This is a genomic window from Billgrantia hypersalina, assembly GCF_052584175.1.
The window spans coordinates 84521-99630 of sequence record NZ_JBMIQI010000012.1 but is presented as its reverse complement, the minus strand read 5'-3'; the positions used below and the strand labels follow the sequence as shown (position 1 = coordinate 99630).

Below are 15110 nucleotides of genomic sequence, written 5' to 3'. Positions count from 1 at the left end.
TCCCTCTCAGTTCGCCTTCTTCCAGCCGCCCAGCACCCGCTGATCCGCGCCGAAGAACACCAGCCGGTCATGATCGATGAGGAAGCGGTAGGCATCCTCCATCATCCCCGTGACGCGACGGGCCTCGTCGAGCTGCGGGCAGCCCCGTCGGGTGGTGGCCAGTTCGCTGAATTCGATGCGGTTGCCTTCGTCGAGGCGCACCCTTCCGTTGAGCTGATTGCAACCGTCGCTGCCGCTCACGCTTCCGTCGGGCGAGACGACGAAATGCGGTGTGTCGGGCATGGAGAGCCGCTCATCGGTACCCACCAGTAGCAAGTTCCAGCGCGACCCCACCACCGGATGATCGCTGTCGACACTCGCCTCGTCGACGTGGCGTGTCGACTCGGAGGGCTGGCTGCCGCATGCCGCCAGCAAGGTCGCGGCCGCCACTATCAGGCCCAAGCGGGCCACAAACGTCATTTTCATGTACGTGCTTCTTCTCCCAGAAGGCAAGGGCAATTCGAGAATGGCCTACTACCAGGTTCCCGTGTTTTCCATGGAGGCCCAAGGCTCCTGGGCCGGCAGCGGATCGCCCTTCTGCAACAGCTCGACGGAGATGCCGTCGGGGCTGCGGACGAAGGCCATGTGGCCGTCCCGCGGTGGCCGGTTGATGGTCACGCCTGCCGCCTGCAGACGCTCGCAAAGCGCATAGATATCGTCGACCCGATAAGCCAGGTGGCCGAAGTTGCGTCCACCGGTGTACTCCTCCGGATCCCAGTTGTAGGTCAGCTCGAGTTCCGGCGCCTTGAGCCGTTCGGAGCGCGCCGCGTCCTCGGGCGCCGCCAGAAAGACCAGGGTGAAGCGCCCTTTCTCGTTCTCCTTGCGCCGCACCTCCTCGAGCCCCAGCAGGTCGCAGTAGAAGCGCAGCGATGCGTCCAGGTCACTGACACGCACCATGGTGTGTAGATACTGCATGAACCCTCCTTGTCGTCTCGGTTAAACGCGAAATCAATCGTGAGTATATTCGCTGAATATGGCCGGCGTCCGGTCGTCGCGACGCCAGGCCAGCACGGCGTAATCGTCGTGGCGACCGGTCTCCATGCCCGGTGAACCGTGAGGCATGCCAGGCACCGCCAGTCCCGACACGTCAGGCTTCTCCTCGAGCAATCGCTTGATGTCGGGGGCCGGCACGTGGCCCTCGATCACGTAGCCCTCGACCCGTGCCGTATGGCAGGAAGCGAGCTTCGGCGAGACGCCATTCTCGCTCTTCACCTCGCGCATATCGGTTGTCTTGTGCTGCCGGACCTCGAAGCCTTCTGCCTCGAGATGCTCGACCCAGGCCGAGCAACAGCCGCAATTAGGGTCCTGATGGACCTCTACCACCGGCCCGGCCACGGACTCGCCTCCGGGCGCCAAGGCGAGGTAGGCAGCCAGTATCCCTCCGCCCAAGGCGGAAAACAGCGCAAGCTTCCGGGTCTTGCGGTTTGCGGGTAGGATCTTCATGAGCGGCTCCTAAACGTTGCGCCTGAGTGTGGATCGTGACAAGCCACTACGGACTTGCCAATACCTGCGGAAGGAAAGAGGCGGAAATGCCGCACTATTGCGACCTGGCCCCGGGCCACCCCTGGCATGGCCCGTATCATGAGGCGGAGTACGGATTCCCGGTCGAGGACGATACGGCACTGTTCGAGCGTCTCGTGCTGGAGATCAACCAGGCCGGGTTGTCGTGGCTGACCGTGCTGAAGAAGCGCGAGGCGTTTCGTCTTGCCTACGACAACTTCGATATCGATCGCGTGGCAGCCTACGGCGAGGCGGACCTGATGCGCCTGCTTGGCGATGCCGGCATCATCCGCAACCGACTCAAGGTGGAGGCTGCCATTCACAACGCCGGCGTGATCCAGGCGCTGCGCGAGGAATACGGCAGCTTTGCCGGCTGGCTCGACCTGCATCATCCCCTGCCGCTGCCCGAGTGGGTCAAGCTGTTCCGCCGCACCTTGCGCTTCACCGGGCCGGAGATCGTCGGCGAGTTTCTGATGAGCACGGGCTACCTGCCCGGCGCTCACCGCGAGGATTGCCCCGTCTATCATCGCATTCTCTCTACCGGCCCCGCCTGGCGCAACGCCTAGCGCCCGGTTCTGGCAAGGAGTTCAAGCGGATGGATACCCTGACGCAGGCCGCCTTGGGCGCGGCGGTAGGCGGTACCGTACTGGGCCGCCGGCTGGGGCGCAAGGCGGTGCTGATCGGCGCAACCCTGGGGACCCTGCCCGATCTCGACGTCTTCCTCGACTACGGCGATGCGGTGGCCAACGTCACCGAGCATCGCGGCTTCAGCCATTCGCTCTTCCTGCTGACCGGCCTCGGCACGCTGGTGGCCATTCTCGCCAGACGCTTCTCCCCCGCCCGCGACCTATCCCTCTGGCGCTGGTGGGTCTACTTCACCCTGTGCCTGGTCACCCACCCCCTGCTCGATGTGCTGACCACCTATGGGACCCAGATCTGGTGGCCGCTCGATGTCCGTCCCAGTGCCTGGCCGGTGGTGTTCATCATCGACCCTCTCTACACCTTGCCGCTGCTGGTGGGCATCGGCTTCGCCTTGGCGACCGGCAACGGCTCGCGCGGCCCTGCCTGGGGCCTGACGCTATCCTGCGCCTATCTGCTGTTCGCCATGCTCGGCAAGGGGCTGGTAGAGCATCGTCTCGCGCCGGTGCTGGCGGAACGCGGCCTGGAGGATGCGCCGCGGCTGGTGCAGCCGACACCGTTCAATACGCTGTTGTGGCGGGCGACGGTCATCGAAGGCGACCGTTACCATGAAATCCTGGTGGGCTGGCTCGATGGCGATACGCCGCCACTGGTCGAAACCTACCGCCGCGGCGCCGAGCACGAGCCGCTGGCGCTGTCGTGGGAGAAGGGTCGGCGCCTGGACTGGTTCGCCGGGCCGTTTCTGCGCTACGAGAGTCGCGAGCTCGACGGCCGGGAAACCCTGGTCGCCACCGATCTGCGCCTGGGCTTCCCGGGTTTCTTCGCCTTCCGCTATGCCCTCGCGGTCCGTGACGAGCAGGATTGGCAACCGCTGCAGATCACCGAAATGGTTGCTTCCGATGCCCGCCCGGACCTTAACGTTCTGGGTCAGCTGGGGGCCAGAATGCTCTCCCCCGAGGCGACGCTATGCACCAGCGACTTCGTCGAGGAACGCTGGGTCGAAGCGATTCCACCCGCCTGCTGAAGGCGCGCCCCAGCTGTCAAAGTTCGGCGACCAGGCCATCGATGGCCTGCCGGGCCTCCTTGAGCGCGGCATCGCGCCGCCCTTCGCCCATGGCGAGCCCCTCGGCAAACACCACCGACACGTCAACGATGCCGATCATGCCCAGCATGGCCTTGAGGTGCGGCGTCTGGGTGTCGAGCTCGGTGCCGGCGTACTGACCGCCGCGGGCGGCCAGGATCACTGCTCGCTTGCCCTTCACCAGCCCTTCGGGCCCCTGTTCGGTGTAGCGAAAGGTCGTGCCGGCGCGCATCACCCGGTCGAACCAGGCCTTGAGCTGTGATGGAATGCCGAAGTTGTACATCGGTACTGCCAGCACCAGCACATCATGGTTCTGCAGCTCCTCGATCAGGCTATCGGAGCGCTGTGCCAGCTCGTGCTGCGAGGAACTGCGCTCGGCCGGGGCAACCTGCCAGCTGGAAAGCTCCTCGAGTGCCAGGTGCGGTAGCGCCTCGGCAGCCAGGTCGCGGTGAGTCACGACGAGGTCGTCGCGTGTCCCGGCGCGCTCACGGAAGTGGCTGGCCAGGGCGTTGGACTGACCGTGCTCGCCGAGAATGGAGGAGGTAACAAGAAGCATGCGGGTAGCCATGACGATCTCCCTAGGTGGTGGTTGATTGCCATGCTACGTGAATTTTTTACAAGAAAAAGCGCATAGTTTCGCGCTTATCATTCGGTTATTTCGAAAGTCAGCCAAAGCGAAAAGCCCCGCCCTTGGACGGGGCCACCAAGCTGCAAAGTGGTGATCAGCTGAAGTTTTGGGCCACGAAATCCCAGTTCAGGACGCTCCACACGTTCTCGAGATATTTAGGACGCGCGTTACGGTAGTCGATGTAATAGGCATGCTCCCATACGTCGATGGTCAGCAGCGGGGTTTGGCCGTGGGCGATGGGGGTGTCGGCATTGCTGGTGTTGACGATGTCCACGCCGCCATCGGCGGTCTTGATCAGCCAGGTCCAGCCGGAGCCGAAGTTGGCCACGGCATTGGCATTGAAGGTCTCCTTGAACTTGGTGAAGGAGCCGAACTTGGCAGTGATCGCCTCGGCCAGTGCACCCGACGGCTCGCCACCGCCGTTGGGCGCGAGGCAGTGCCAGTAGAACGTGTGGTTCCACACCTGGGCCGCCTGGTTGAACAGGGCTCCAGAGGAGGACTTGATGATCTCCTCGAGAGACTTGCCCGCATCATCGGTGCCTTCGGTCAGCTCGTTGAGCTTGTTGACGTAGGCCTGGTGGTGCTTGCCGTAGTGATAATCGAGTGTCTCGGCGGAGATGTACGGCTCGAGGGCGTTTTTTTCGTAGGGCAGTGCCGGCAATTCGAATGCCATTATTGTGTCTCCAAGCTACTCACGGTGGAATGACGGGGCGCGTGCAAGGCATGCCCGTTGGCTCCCGACTTGCCTCGCGAGGATCCCGCCGCTATTTTCCAAGGATTCACTAGGTTAATTCCAGTCGTCCTTATGTCAAGCAAATGCGATGGAAAAGCCACCGGCAGCCTGGCGGATACCGGCGAAAGGCTGCTTCAGCTGTTGAAGATTCACGGCCCCCACTCGGCCGCGGCATTGGGGGAACTGCTCGGCACCAGTGGCGAAAACGCACGGCAGCAACTCACCAAGCTGGCGCGGCAGGGGCTGGTGACGCAGCGCCCGCTGCCGGGCGGCGTCGGCCGACCGGTGATCGAGTGGCGGCTCAGCGAAGCGGGCCATGCCCGCTTTCCCGATGGCCATGCCGACCTGGCATCCCGGCTGATCCTCAGCGTCCGCGATACCTTGGGCGATGACGCGCTGAGCCGGTTGATCGAGACACGCCAGGACGAGACCCTGAGGCTCTACCGGGAGGCGCTAGGTGACGCCGCGACCCTTGAGACTCGCGTCGAGCGCCTGGCCGAGCTCCGCACTCGCGAGGGCTACATGGCGGCGTGGCGGCGCGAGGAGGACGGCAGCCTGCTGCTGATCGAGAATCACTGTCCGATCTGTCAGGCCGCCAGCACCTGCCCGGATCTCTGCCGCGCCGAACTCGATGTCTTCCGCGCCGTGCTGGGGGAAGACGTCCGCGTCGAACGCACCGACCATGTGCTGGCCGGTGCACGGCGTTGCGTCTATCGCATCCGGGACGTTTAAGGTGCTATTCCCTGACCGCAGCCTCGATACGTCTCCCCTTCGATGGTGAGGATGACGCGAGCCGGAAACGGCTCGCCGCTCATGTCGTCGAAGCAGGCGCGCGCCTCCAGGCGAAGCTCGAAGGACTGGTCGGTCGTGCCACTGGTCAGGGCTACCTTGCCTCCGGCGTTGTCCATGGCCGCAACCCGATAGGGTAGCCTCATCTCACGCGAACCGTAGTCGAGCGTCAGGATCAGCTCGGGCACATCGTGGGCCAGGTTGACGTTCCAGCCCGGCTCATTGCCACGCCCATGGAACATCACGCCGGGACGCTGCTGGCGAGTCAGTGCCGTGCGCGCCATGTCGGCGCTGCAGTCGAGCCGCCCGTTGGCACTCTCCACCACAGCCTCCCCACCCTTGTTCCAGAAGCTGAGATCGCCCTGCTGATAGCGTGCGCCGCTGGCCACGACCGCGGGTGAGAGACGGTAGGCCCCGTGCGCCGACCAAAGACGCAGCTCACGTTCGCCGAAGGCGGTCACCAGGTGCTGCTCGGGCGTACAGCGCCAGGCCTCGAAGCGTTCGGCACCGCCGGCAAACAGCATCGAAGGAAGCAGCGGTGCCGTGCTGGCGACCTTGCCGGCGGGTCGCGGCCCATCGACGGTAGCCGTGGCGCAGCCGCCCAGCAGCAGTGAGCCGGCGACAAGCAGCGCGGGGCGGAGGGACATGCGGAAACGAAACGACATGGGGGTTCCTTGGAGAGATCGAACGGCCACAGCATAACAGGCACCGGCGCCGCCCGGCCCGATACCCGTTTCACGTACCGCGAACGCTGCGCTCGGCGTCAACCGTAGCGACGGCGCAGTTCACGTGCCGCCTCGACCATGTTGGCCAGTGCCGGCTCCACTTCGGCCCAGCCGCGGGTTTTCAAGCCGCAATCGGGATTGACCCACAGCCGTTCGACCGCAATGCGCTCGGCCGCCTTCTCCATCAGCCCCACCATCCATGCCACCTCGGGCACGTTGGGCGAGTGGATGTCGTAGACGCCGGGCCCGATTTCGTTGGGGTAGTCAAAGTCCTGGAAGGCATCGAGCAGCGCCATGTTCGAGCGCGACGTCTCGATGGTGATGACGTCGGCATCCAGCGCGGCGATGGCGGCGATGATGTCGTTGAACTCCGAATAGCACATGTGGGTGTGGATCTGGGTGGCGTCGCGCACCACCGAGGCGGTCAGGCGGAAGCACTCCACGGCCCAGTCAAGATAGGCTTGCCACTCGCCCTGGCGCAGTGGCAACCCCTCGCGCAGCGCGGGTTCGTCGATCTGGATCGCCGGGATGCCGGCAGCCTCGAGATCGGCCACCTCGTCGCGCAGCGCCAGGGCGATCTGCCGACAGGTGGTCTCGCGCGGCTGGTCGTCGCGCACGAAGGACCACTGCAGCATGGTGACGGGCCCGGTGAGCATGCCCTTCATCGGCCGCTCGGTCAGCGACTGGGCATAGCGGCTCCATGCCACCGTCATCGGTGCCGGCCGGGTCACGTCGCCGACGATGATGGGCGGTTTTACGCAGCGCGAGCCATAGCTCTGTACCCAACCATTGCGGGTGAAAACGTAGCCGTCGAGCTGTTCGCCGAAGTACTCGACCATATCGTTACGCTCGGCCTCGCCATGAACCAGCATGTCGATGCCGAGCGCTTCCTGGCGACGCACGGCGTCGGCGATCTCGTCACGCATGCGCGCTTCGTAAGCCTCGCGCCCCAGTTCACCCTGCTTGTGGGCGCGACGCGCGGCGCGAATCTCCGTCGTCTGCGGGAATGAGCCGATGGTGGTGGTGGGGAACAGGGGCAAGTCCAGTGCGCGGCGCTGGGCCCGGGCCCTGGTCGGGTAGGGATTGTCGCGGGAGCGCTCGGCGTCGCCGACCCGAGCCAGCCGCTCGGCGACTTCGGGCCGGTGCAGCCGCAGCGAGGTACGGCGCTTGTCCAATGCCGCCGTTGCGGCAGCCACGCGCTGCCGATCCTCGGCGCCGGCACGGTTGCCCAGCAGCCGCGCCAGGGTGACGGTTTCGTCGAGTTTCTGGCGTGCGAAGGCGAGCCAGCTCTTGAGCTCCGCGTCGAGTGCTGTCTCGCTGGCGAGATCCACCGGCACGTGCAACAGCGAGCAGGAGGGTGCAAGCCACAGCCGCTCACCGAGACGCATGCGGGCATTGGCCAGGCGCTCTTGCAGGGCCCCCAGGTCGGCACGCCAGACGTTGCGGCCGTCGATGGCGCCAACCGACAGCACCTTGTAGCCAGGCAGGTTGTCGAGCACGGCGGTCAATTGCTCGGGGGCACGCACCGTGTCGATATGCAAGCCGTCAACCGGCAGGCTCACGGCCAGCCTCAGGTTGTCACCCAGCCCGCCGAAGTAGGTTGCCACCAGCAGCTTGACCGGCGCGGCACGCAGGCTGTTGTAGGCGAATTCATAGGCGCTGCGCCACGCTGCCGGCAGGTCCTGCACCAGCGCCGGCTCGTCGAGCTGCACCCATTCGACGCCCAGTGCGGCCAGACGAGCAAGGACTTCGCCGTAGACCGGCAGCAGCGCCTCGAGCAGGCTCAGGCGATCGAAACCGGCCTCGCCTCCCTTGCCCAGCCACAGCCAGGTCAGCGGTCCGGTGAGCGCCACCTTGACCGCATGCCCTGCCGAGCGCGCCTCGGCCACCTCGTCGAACAACCGCGAGCTGGCCAGCTTGAACGTCTGCCCCTCGTGCAGCTCCGGGACCAGGTAGTGGTAGTTGGTATCGAAATACTTGGTCATCTCGCAGGCCGCGGCCGGCGCCCCGCTGGGTGCCCTTCCGCGTGCCATGCGGAACTGGGTGTCGAGATCGACTTCGCCGCGGGCGACCTCTTCCTGGGCAGCGAAGCGGGCCGGCACCGCCCCCACCAGCGTGCTGACATTGAGGACCTGATCGTAGAAGGCGAAGTCTCCCACGGTGACCAGGTCGAGGCCGGCGTCTCGCTGCACCTGCCAGTGCAGCGAGCGCAGCGCGCGGCCGGTGGCCTCGAGGCTTTCGCGGTCGATCTCGCCGAGCCAGTAGGCCTCCACGGCCCGCTTGAGCTCGCGGTCGGCGCCAATTCGCGGATAGCCAAGTACATGAGCTGATGTCATGATAAATCCCTCTACGCATGAATGATGCCGCAGAGTCTCGCCGCCGCGTCTTACTGAATCAAACTAAATATATTAACCATGAACTTGAACGATACTCATGATTGAGCTTCGCCACCTGCGTACCCTGATCGCGCTGCGCGATGCCGGCTCGCTGGTAGAGGCCGCCGAGCGGGTTCACCTGACCCAGTCGGCCCTATCCCATCAGATCAAGGATCTCGAGGAGCGAGTGGGCACGGCCCTGTTCGTGCGCAAGACGCGTCCGGTGGAGTTCACCCGAGCCGGACAGCGCCTGCTGGCCCTGGCAGAGCAGGTGCTGCCGCAGGTGCGCATGGCCGAACGCGACGTCGCGCGGCTGATCGGTCATGAGCCGGGGCGGCTTCACATGGCCATCGAATGCCATAGCTGTTTCCAGTGGCTGATGCCAACCATCGATCACTTCAGGGACCACTGGCCGGAAGTGGAGATCGATATTCCCGGGGGGCATCATTTCGACCCGCTGCCGGCGCTGGCCCGTGAGCAGCTCGACCTGGTCATCACTGCCGACCCGCAGCCGCTCCCGGGGGTCTACTACGAGCCGCTGTTCCGCTATGAGGGGCTGCTCGCCGTCGCCCGTCAGCATCGCCTGGCCGAGCGCGCCTTCGTGGTGCCCGAGGATCTCATCGAGGAAACGCTGATTACCTATCCCGTCGAGCATACCCGCCTGGACGTGTTCACTCAGTTCCTCGACCCTGCCGGCGTAAGACCGCGCGAGATCCGCACCGCCGAACTCACGGTGATGATGATGCAACTGGTCGCCAGCGGTCGCGGTGTCAGTGCGCTGCCCAACTGGGCGCTGACGGAGTACCTCGAGCGCGAGTACGTCAAGGCAGTGGGTCTCGGCGAGACGGGCATGTGGAGCACGCTTTACGCCGCCATTCGCGACGAGAGCCGCAGCCAGGCCTGGATGGAGGACTTCCTGCGCACGGCTCGCGAAACGTCATTCGCCGTGCTGGAGGGCATCAGGCCGGCTTGACCGGGGGCAACTTGGGCTTGGCGGCCGGCACCAGCGGCAGTAGCAGGGAGAAGCGTGCGCCACCCAGCTCCTGGCTGTCGTCGACCACCACGCTGCCACCATGCCAGGCCATGATCTTTTGAACGATGGAGAGTCCCAATCCGTAACCTCCGCTGCGCCGGGTACGGCTGTCGTCGAGCCGTGCGAATGGCTTGAAGATGGTCTGGCGCTCGGTGACCGGCACACCGGGACCATCGTCCTCGATATCCAGACGTACCAGCCGCGACTCCAGTGAAAGCCGCACCTGAACCCGCGATTGGGCATGCCGGCAGGCGTTGGCCACCAAGTTCTGCAGCGCCCGCTGCAGATAGCGCGGGTCGGCCTGAACCTCGATTTCCGGCCCCGGCGCCAGCTCCAGACGCAGATGGGCATGCAGCGGAGCCAGGGTTTCGATCACCCGCTCGGCAATGTCGCGGCAATCGACCCGCGTGCGCTCCAGCTCGGCGCCGTTGACCATGCCGCTGTCGAGCCGCGCATAAGTGAGGATCTCGTCGATAAGTTGGTCGAGCTCCTCGATGTCGCGATCAATGCCGTGCAGCTGGCGATGGACGGCAGGATCGTCGCTCATGTCCTCGACCATCTGCATGGCGAAGCGGATGCGAGCCACGGGCGTGCGCAGCTCGTGGGAGACGGCACGGATCATCTCCTGCTGGGAGCGCAGCAACGACTGCACCTGCGCCGCCATGGCATTGAATGCCATCCCCACCCGGCCGATGAAACCGCCACCGTCGACCTTGACGCGGGTATCGAGGCGCCCGCTGGCGATGCGTCCGGCGGCCAGCTCGAGCCGGGCCAGGCGCGCCTCCACGCCGCGCACGATCAGGTAAATGATCGCGGCGAGTACGCCAAGCATGATCACCAGTACCAGCAGCAGCAGCGAGATGGGCGTGGGCTCCAGCGCCGACACCGGGCCGATCGACAGCCATTGGCGGGAGCCGTCGGCGGCGGGAACGGCAAGATGAACCGTCAGCGCCCAGTGGCCCGGGAGCAGGCGGATGACCAGCTCGCCTTCGCGCAGGCGGGAAAGCTGGTTGCTGTCCAGCCCCTCGGGTGCCAGGTCCCTCAGCTGTACCGGCAGGGCATCGCTGGTCACGCCCTGGAGGCGGCGCTGGCGGGCCTCGCCGTCCACCTCTGCCAGCCAATCGCCGAGCATCTGGGCCAGGCCGCGCAGTTGACTCTCGTTGAGTCCCGAGAGACGCGCTTCCAGGATGCGCTCCTCACGCGGCAGGCGCCGGTAGAGCCGCCAGCTGTCCTCGTCCTGCACTTTCACCAGCACACGCCCACGCTCCAGCCGCCTGCGCTCGAACCAGGTCAGATCGGCATCTGCCGGCTCGCGCAGGGACAGCCGCATGTTGAGCGTGTCGGACTGCTGCGTGAGCCAGCTGCCACGCTCATGGGCAGGCAGGGCCGCCACGCGCCAGGTGAGAAGCTGCAGCGGAGCCTCGGCCAACTGTTCGCGATACTGCTCCACGCGCACACGATCGACCAGCGCCAGCCCCATCAGGGCCAGGCCGAAGGTCAACAGCAGCGCCAAGGCCAAGGCCAGATAGACACGTAGGAAGGAGCCATCGGCCAGGAACCGCTGCATCGATCAAGCGTCCTTGACGAACAGATAGCCCTTGCTGCGTACCGTCTTGATCCGGTGCGGGTGGTTGGGGTCGTCGCCTATCTTGGGCCGTATTCGCGATACCCGAACGTCGATGGAACGATCCTGGCCGTCGTACTTGATGCCTCGCAGGTCGCTGAAGATCTCCTCGCGGGTGAGGACGCGACCGGCATTGCTGGCCAACAGCCAGAGCAGGTCGAACTCGGCGCTGGTCAGGTCGATGCGCTCGCCTTCCAGCCACGCTTCGCGGGTCGCACTGTCGATTTCGAGGTTGCCGAAAGTGAGGCGGGCCTCGCCGGAATGCTCGGCATTCTCGGCGCGGCGCAACAGCGCGCGCATGCGTGCCAGCAATACCCTCGGCTGGACCGGCTTGGGCACGTAGTCGTCGGCCCCCATTTCAAGCCCCAGCACCTGATCCATGTCGTCGGTGCGGGCGGTCAACATCAGGATCGGCCCGGCGTATTCGGGCCTGGCCCGGCGACAGATCGACAATCCGTCCTCTCCGGGCAGCATCAGATCGAGAATCACCAGATCCGGCTGCAGTGCCTGGATCTGTTCGACGCCACGCGAGCCCTCGGCCTCCACCGTCACCTTGAAGCCATTGGACTCCAGGTAATCCCGGGTGAGCTCGGCCAGGCGTACGTCATCCTCGATAATCAGCACGTGTTCCATGTCGCTGCTTTCCAGGTTGTCATCCATCCTAGTCATCCCCGTGCTGGGCTTCGTTGTCATCGGGACACCCTGTCCCGCCATTTACTCATCAAGGATACCCGAAAAAGGGTTTTTCGCATTCCTTTCATGGCATTTCGCGTCCTTGCAGCTTGCCAGCGAAGCATAGACCGGACTGGTGCAACAACCCAAAAGATGCCCCCCGACGAGTCACAGCTCACCCACAGGTTATCCACTTGAAGATGACCGCAAAGCACACTATCTTGTGCTTTCAATGACGATTACCACTAGATGATGTGCATTCCCTAGGAAAACTTCGGTTCACAATGCCTTCGTCAACCTGACTCATCCCCACTAAGAAGGGATCACCGGACCATGGAACTGCAGACCCCCGACCCCACCGACCTGTCGCTCACGGCGCCACAGACGCTCCGCGTCATCAAGCGCAATGGCGACGTGGTGCCCTTCGATGCCGGCAAGATTGCCGTGGCCATGCGCAAGGCGTTCATCGCCGTGGAAGGCGACAACGTCAGCGCCTCCTCACGGGTACGCGACTTCGTCGACCAGGCCAGCCAGAGCATTGCCGCTGCCTTCCTGCGTCGCATGCCCGATGGCGGCACCGTACACATCGAGGACATCCAGGACCAGGTGGAGCTGGCGCTGATGCGTGCCGGCGAGCAGAAGGTCGCTCGCGCCTATGTGCTCTACCGCGAGGAGCATGCCCGCGCCCGCGCCGCGGCAGGCGCCGATATCGAGAAGCCGCATCCCACGCTCAACGTCACCCTGGCTGACGGCAGCCGTCGTCCGCTCGACCTCGGCCGCATCGAGACGCTGGTGTTCGACGCCTGTAACGGGCTCGACAACGTCGACCCCAACCGCATTGTCGAGGAATCGCTGAAGAACCTCTACGACGGCGTCTCGGTGGACGGTGTGTCACAGGCGCTGATGATGACCGCGCGCACCCTGGTGGAGAAGGAGCCCAACTACACCTACGTCACCGCTCGCCTGCTGCAGGACAACCTGCGCCGCGAGGCGTTGACGTTCCTGGGAATCGCCGAGGAGGCCACCTTCGGCGAGATGGCCGACTTCTACAAGCCGGCCTTCCAGGCCTATGTGGCGCGCGGCATCGAATACGAGCAACTCGATCCCGCGCTCGCCGAGTTCGACCTCGAGCGCCTCGGCGACGCGCTCGACCACACGCGTGACAACGCCTTCACCTACCTGGGCCTGCAGACCCTCTACGACCGCTATTTCATCCACAAGGACGACGTGCGTTACGAACTGCCTCAAGTGATGTTCATGCGCGTGGCCATGGGCCTGGCGCTGAACGAGGACGACCGCGAGGCGCGTGCCATCGAGTTCTACGAGCTGCTCTCCAGCTTCGACTACATGGCTTCGACGCCGACGCTGTTCAATTCGGGCACCGTGCGCAGCCAGCTATCCAGCTGTTATCTCACCACCGTGCCTGACGAGCTCGACGGCATCTACAGCGCCATCCGTGACAACGCCCTACTGTCCAAGTGGGCCGGCGGCCTGGGCAACGATTGGACGCCGGTGCGTGCATTGGGCTCTTACATCAAGGGCACCAACGGCAAGAGCCAGGGCGTGGTGCCATTCCTGAAGGTCGTCAACGACACCGCAGTGGCGGTGAACCAGGGCGGCAAGCGCAAGGGCGCGGTATGCGCCTATCTCGAGACCTGGCACCTCGACGTCGAGGAGTTTCTCGAGCTGCGCAAGAATACCGGCGACGACCGCCGCCGTACCCACGACATGAACACCGCCAACTGGGTGCCCGACCTGTTCATGAAGCGCGTGTTCGACGACAAGGAGTGGACGCTGTTCTCGCCCTCCACCTGTCCGGACCTGCATGACCTCTACGGTGCCGCCTTCGAGAAGCGCTACGAGGAGTACGAGGCGATGACCCGCTCGGGCCAGCTCAAGCTGTTCAAGCGCGTCAAGGCCAAGGACCTGTGGCGCAAGATGCTCTCGATGCTGTTCGAGACCGGCCACCCGTGGATCACCTTCAAGGATCCCTGCAACCTGCGCAGCCCGCAGCAGCACGCGGGCGTGGTGCACTCCTCCAACCTGTGCACCGAGATCACGCTGAACACCAGCGTTGACGAGATCGCGGTATGCAACCTGGGCTCGGTCAACCTGGCCCGTCACGTGGTGGACGGCAAGCTCGACGACGACAAGCTGAAGAAGACCGTGCGTACCGCCGTGCGCATGCTCGACAACGTCATCGACATCAACTACTACGCGGTGCCCCAGGCGCGAAACTCCAATTTCAAGCATCGTCCGGTGGGGCTCGGCATCATGGGCTTCCAGGATGCGCTCTACACCCAGGACATCGCCTACGCCTCCGAGGAAGCGGTGGCGTTCGCCGACCGCTCCATGGAGCTGGTGAGCTACCATGCCATTGAAGCTTCCTCGGACCTTGCCGCCGAACGCGGTCGCTACGAGAGCTTCGAGGGCTCGCTGTGGAGCCAGGGCGTGCTGCCCATCGACTCCATCGAGAAGCTCAAGACCGAGCGCGGCGAGAAATACATCGAAGTGGACACTAGCGCCACCCAGGACTGGCAGCGCATCCGCCACAAGATCGCCGACCAGGGCATGCGCAACTCCAACGTGATGGCCATCGCCCCCACCGCGACGATCTCCAACATCTGCGGCGTGTCGCAGTCGATCGAGCCGACGTACCAGAACCTCTACGTGAAGTCGAACCTCTCCGGCGAATTCACCGTGGTCAATGCCTACCTGGTCCATGACCTCAAGGCCCGCGGCCTGTGGGACGAGGTGATGATCAACGACCTCAAGTACTACGACGGCAGCGTGCAGCCCATCGAGCGGGTGCCGGAAGACCTTAAAGCCAAGTACGCCACCGCCTTCGAGGTGGAGCCGAAGTGGCTGGTGGAGGCCGCCGCCCGCCGCCAGAAGTGGATCGACCAGGCCCAGTCGCTGAACCTCTACATCAAGGGCGTCTCGGGCAAGAAGCTCGACGTGACCTACCGCATGGCCTGGTTCCGTGGGCTCAAGACCACCTACTACCTTCGCGCGCTGGGCGCCACCTCGGTGGAGAAGTCCACCGTGGACCGCGGCAATCTCAATGCAGTGAGCAACCGATCACCCGCCGAACCCGCCCCGCAGGCACCGCCGGCGCCGACGGCACGCGAGCCCCGCGGCGTGGAGGACTTCCTCACCGGCAAGGCGGGCAGCGGTTCCCGGGCGCCCAGTGCCAGTGATATCGACGACCTGGGCTGCGAAGCCTGTCAGTAAATTAGCAAGCTGGCTGCACTCGGCCAGCTTTTCACGCG

Annotated in this window: 14 protein-coding genes; 5 read left to right on the top strand and 9 right to left on the bottom strand. The window is 64.8% G+C overall.

Annotated elements, in window-relative coordinates; translation table 11 throughout:
- Positions 1 to 6: 6 nt before the first annotated feature.
- The 3 genes from ACOJCM_RS11320 to ACOJCM_RS11310 are packed head-to-tail and all read right to left on the bottom strand — an operon-like array spanning position 7 to position 1482.
- A complete protein-coding gene (locus tag ACOJCM_RS11320; RefSeq protein ID WP_445212150.1) occupies positions 7 to 465 on the bottom strand; it encodes an META domain-containing protein in 459 nt (152 codons plus the stop codon).
- Positions 466 to 513: 48 nt separating this feature from the next.
- Positions 514 to 954 carry a lactoylglutathione lyase gene (gloA, locus tag ACOJCM_RS11315; protein WP_445212149.1) on the bottom strand — a complete coding sequence of 147 codons (441 nt, stop codon included), beginning with the start codon at positions 952 to 954 and terminating at the stop codon, positions 514 to 516.
- Between the two features lie 33 nt (positions 955 to 987).
- On the bottom strand, positions 988 to 1482 hold the full coding sequence (locus ACOJCM_RS11310) for a DUF411 domain-containing protein (protein WP_445212148.1): 495 nt from the start codon (positions 1480 to 1482) through the stop codon (positions 988 to 990).
- An 86-nt stretch (positions 1483 to 1568) separates the two neighbouring features.
- Here ACOJCM_RS11310 and ACOJCM_RS11305 point away from each other — a divergent pair, with 86 nt between their 5' ends.
- The gene (locus ACOJCM_RS11305; protein WP_445212147.1) at positions 1569 to 2105 is read left to right on the top strand and encodes a DNA-3-methyladenine glycosylase I; all 537 of its coding nucleotides are present in this window, start codon (positions 1569 to 1571) and stop codon (positions 2103 to 2105) included.
- Positions 2106 to 2134: 29 nt separating this feature from the next.
- Entirely contained in the window at positions 2135 to 3202 is a 1068-nt protein-coding gene (locus ACOJCM_RS11300; protein ID WP_445212146.1) for a metal-dependent hydrolase, read from the top strand.
- Between the two features lie 16 nt (positions 3203 to 3218).
- Here the strand turns inward: ACOJCM_RS11300 and ACOJCM_RS11295 are convergent, their stop codons facing one another.
- Together ACOJCM_RS11295 and ACOJCM_RS11290 are read right to left on the bottom strand one after the other, a co-directional pair.
- On the bottom strand, positions 3219 to 3827 hold the full coding sequence (locus tag ACOJCM_RS11295) for an FMN-dependent NADH-azoreductase (RefSeq protein ID WP_445212145.1): 609 nt from the start codon (positions 3825 to 3827) through the stop codon (positions 3219 to 3221).
- Positions 3828 to 3981: 154 nt separating this feature from the next.
- A complete protein-coding gene (locus ACOJCM_RS11290; protein WP_445212144.1) occupies positions 3982 to 4560 on the bottom strand; it encodes a superoxide dismutase in 579 nt (192 codons plus the stop codon).
- Between the two features lie 132 nt (positions 4561 to 4692).
- Between ACOJCM_RS11290 and ACOJCM_RS11285 the strand changes: the two genes are divergently transcribed.
- A complete protein-coding gene (locus ACOJCM_RS11285; protein ID WP_445212143.1) occupies positions 4693 to 5352 on the top strand; it encodes a helix-turn-helix transcriptional regulator in 660 nt (219 codons plus the stop codon).
- Here the strand turns inward: ACOJCM_RS11285 and ACOJCM_RS11280 are convergent.
- Both ACOJCM_RS11280 and metE read right to left on the bottom strand, forming a co-directional pair.
- The gene (locus ACOJCM_RS11280; protein ID WP_445212142.1) at positions 5349 to 6074 is read right to left on the bottom strand and encodes an MliC family protein; all 726 of its coding nucleotides are present in this window, start codon (positions 6072 to 6074) and stop codon (positions 5349 to 5351) included. The genes ACOJCM_RS11285 and ACOJCM_RS11280 overlap by 4 nt on opposite strands.
- A 98-nt stretch (positions 6075 to 6172) precedes the next feature.
- On the bottom strand, positions 6173 to 8470 hold the full coding sequence (gene metE / locus ACOJCM_RS11275; protein ID WP_445212141.1) for a 5-methyltetrahydropteroyltriglutamate--homocysteine S-methyltransferase: 2298 nt from the start codon (positions 8468 to 8470) through the stop codon (positions 6173 to 6175).
- Between the two features lie 97 nt (positions 8471 to 8567).
- Here metE and ACOJCM_RS11270 point away from each other — a divergent pair, with 97 nt between their 5' ends.
- Positions 8568 to 9482, top strand: coding sequence for a LysR family transcriptional regulator (locus ACOJCM_RS11270; protein WP_445212140.1), 915 nt, complete (start codon positions 8568 to 8570; stop codon positions 9480 to 9482).
- On the opposite strand, the gene ACOJCM_RS11265 is transcribed toward ACOJCM_RS11270, so the two are convergent.
- Positions 9469 to 11109 carry an ATP-binding protein gene (locus ACOJCM_RS11265; RefSeq protein ID WP_445212139.1) on the bottom strand — a complete coding sequence of 547 codons (1641 nt, stop codon included), beginning with the start codon at positions 11107 to 11109 and terminating at the stop codon, positions 9469 to 9471. The genes ACOJCM_RS11270 and ACOJCM_RS11265 overlap by 14 nt on opposite strands.
- 3 nt (positions 11110 to 11112) lie before the next feature.
- Positions 11113 to 11826 (bottom strand): response regulator, encoded by a 714-nt coding sequence (locus ACOJCM_RS11260; RefSeq protein ID WP_445212138.1) that lies wholly within the window; start codon positions 11824 to 11826, stop codon positions 11113 to 11115.
- A 345-nt stretch (positions 11827 to 12171) separates the two neighbouring features.
- Here ACOJCM_RS11260 and ACOJCM_RS11255 point away from each other — a divergent pair, with 345 nt between their 5' ends.
- Positions 12172 to 15072, top strand: a complete 2901-nt coding sequence (locus tag ACOJCM_RS11255; RefSeq protein ID WP_445212137.1) for a ribonucleoside-diphosphate reductase subunit alpha — start codon at positions 12172 to 12174, stop codon at positions 15070 to 15072.
- The last annotated feature ends 38 nt before the right edge of the window (positions 15073 to 15110 follow it).

Bases quoted from the DNA above. Each gene is read 5' to 3' on its own strand.
- ACOJCM_RS11320 (WP_445212150.1), bottom strand. From the start codon at position 465: ATGAAAATGACGTTTGTGGCCCGCTTGGGCCTGATAGTGGCGGCCGCG.
- gloA (WP_445212149.1), bottom strand. From the start codon at position 954: ATGCAGTATCTACACACCATGGTGCGTGTCAGTGACCTGGACGCATCG.
- ACOJCM_RS11310 (WP_445212148.1), bottom strand. From the start codon at position 1,482: ATGAAGATCCTACCCGCAAACCGCAAGACCCGGAAGCTTGCGCTGTTT.
- ACOJCM_RS11305 (WP_445212147.1), top strand. From the start codon at position 1,569: ATGCCGCACTATTGCGACCTGGCCCCGGGCCACCCCTGGCATGGCCCG.
- ACOJCM_RS11300 (WP_445212146.1), top strand. From the start codon at position 2,135: ATGGATACCCTGACGCAGGCCGCCTTGGGCGCGGCGGTAGGCGGTACC.
- ACOJCM_RS11295 (WP_445212145.1), bottom strand. From the start codon at position 3,827: ATGGCTACCCGCATGCTTCTTGTTACCTCCTCCATTCTCGGCGAGCAC.
- ACOJCM_RS11290 (WP_445212144.1), bottom strand. From the start codon at position 4,560: ATGGCATTCGAATTGCCGGCACTGCCCTACGAAAAAAACGCCCTCGAG.
- ACOJCM_RS11285 (WP_445212143.1), top strand. From the start codon at position 4,693: ATGTCAAGCAAATGCGATGGAAAAGCCACCGGCAGCCTGGCGGATACC.
- ACOJCM_RS11280 (WP_445212142.1), bottom strand. From the start codon at position 6,074: ATGTCGTTTCGTTTCCGCATGTCCCTCCGCCCCGCGCTGCTTGTCGCC.
- metE (WP_445212141.1), bottom strand. From the start codon at position 8,470: ATGACATCAGCTCATGTACTTGGCTATCCGCGAATTGGCGCCGACCGC.
- ACOJCM_RS11270 (WP_445212140.1), top strand. From the start codon at position 8,568: ATGATTGAGCTTCGCCACCTGCGTACCCTGATCGCGCTGCGCGATGCC.
- ACOJCM_RS11265 (WP_445212139.1), bottom strand. From the start codon at position 11,109: ATGCAGCGGTTCCTGGCCGATGGCTCCTTCCTACGTGTCTATCTGGCC.
- ACOJCM_RS11260 (WP_445212138.1), bottom strand. From the start codon at position 11,826: ATGGATGACAACCTGGAAAGCAGCGACATGGAACACGTGCTGATTATC.
- ACOJCM_RS11255 (WP_445212137.1), top strand. From the start codon at position 12,172: ATGGAACTGCAGACCCCCGACCCCACCGACCTGTCGCTCACGGCGCCA.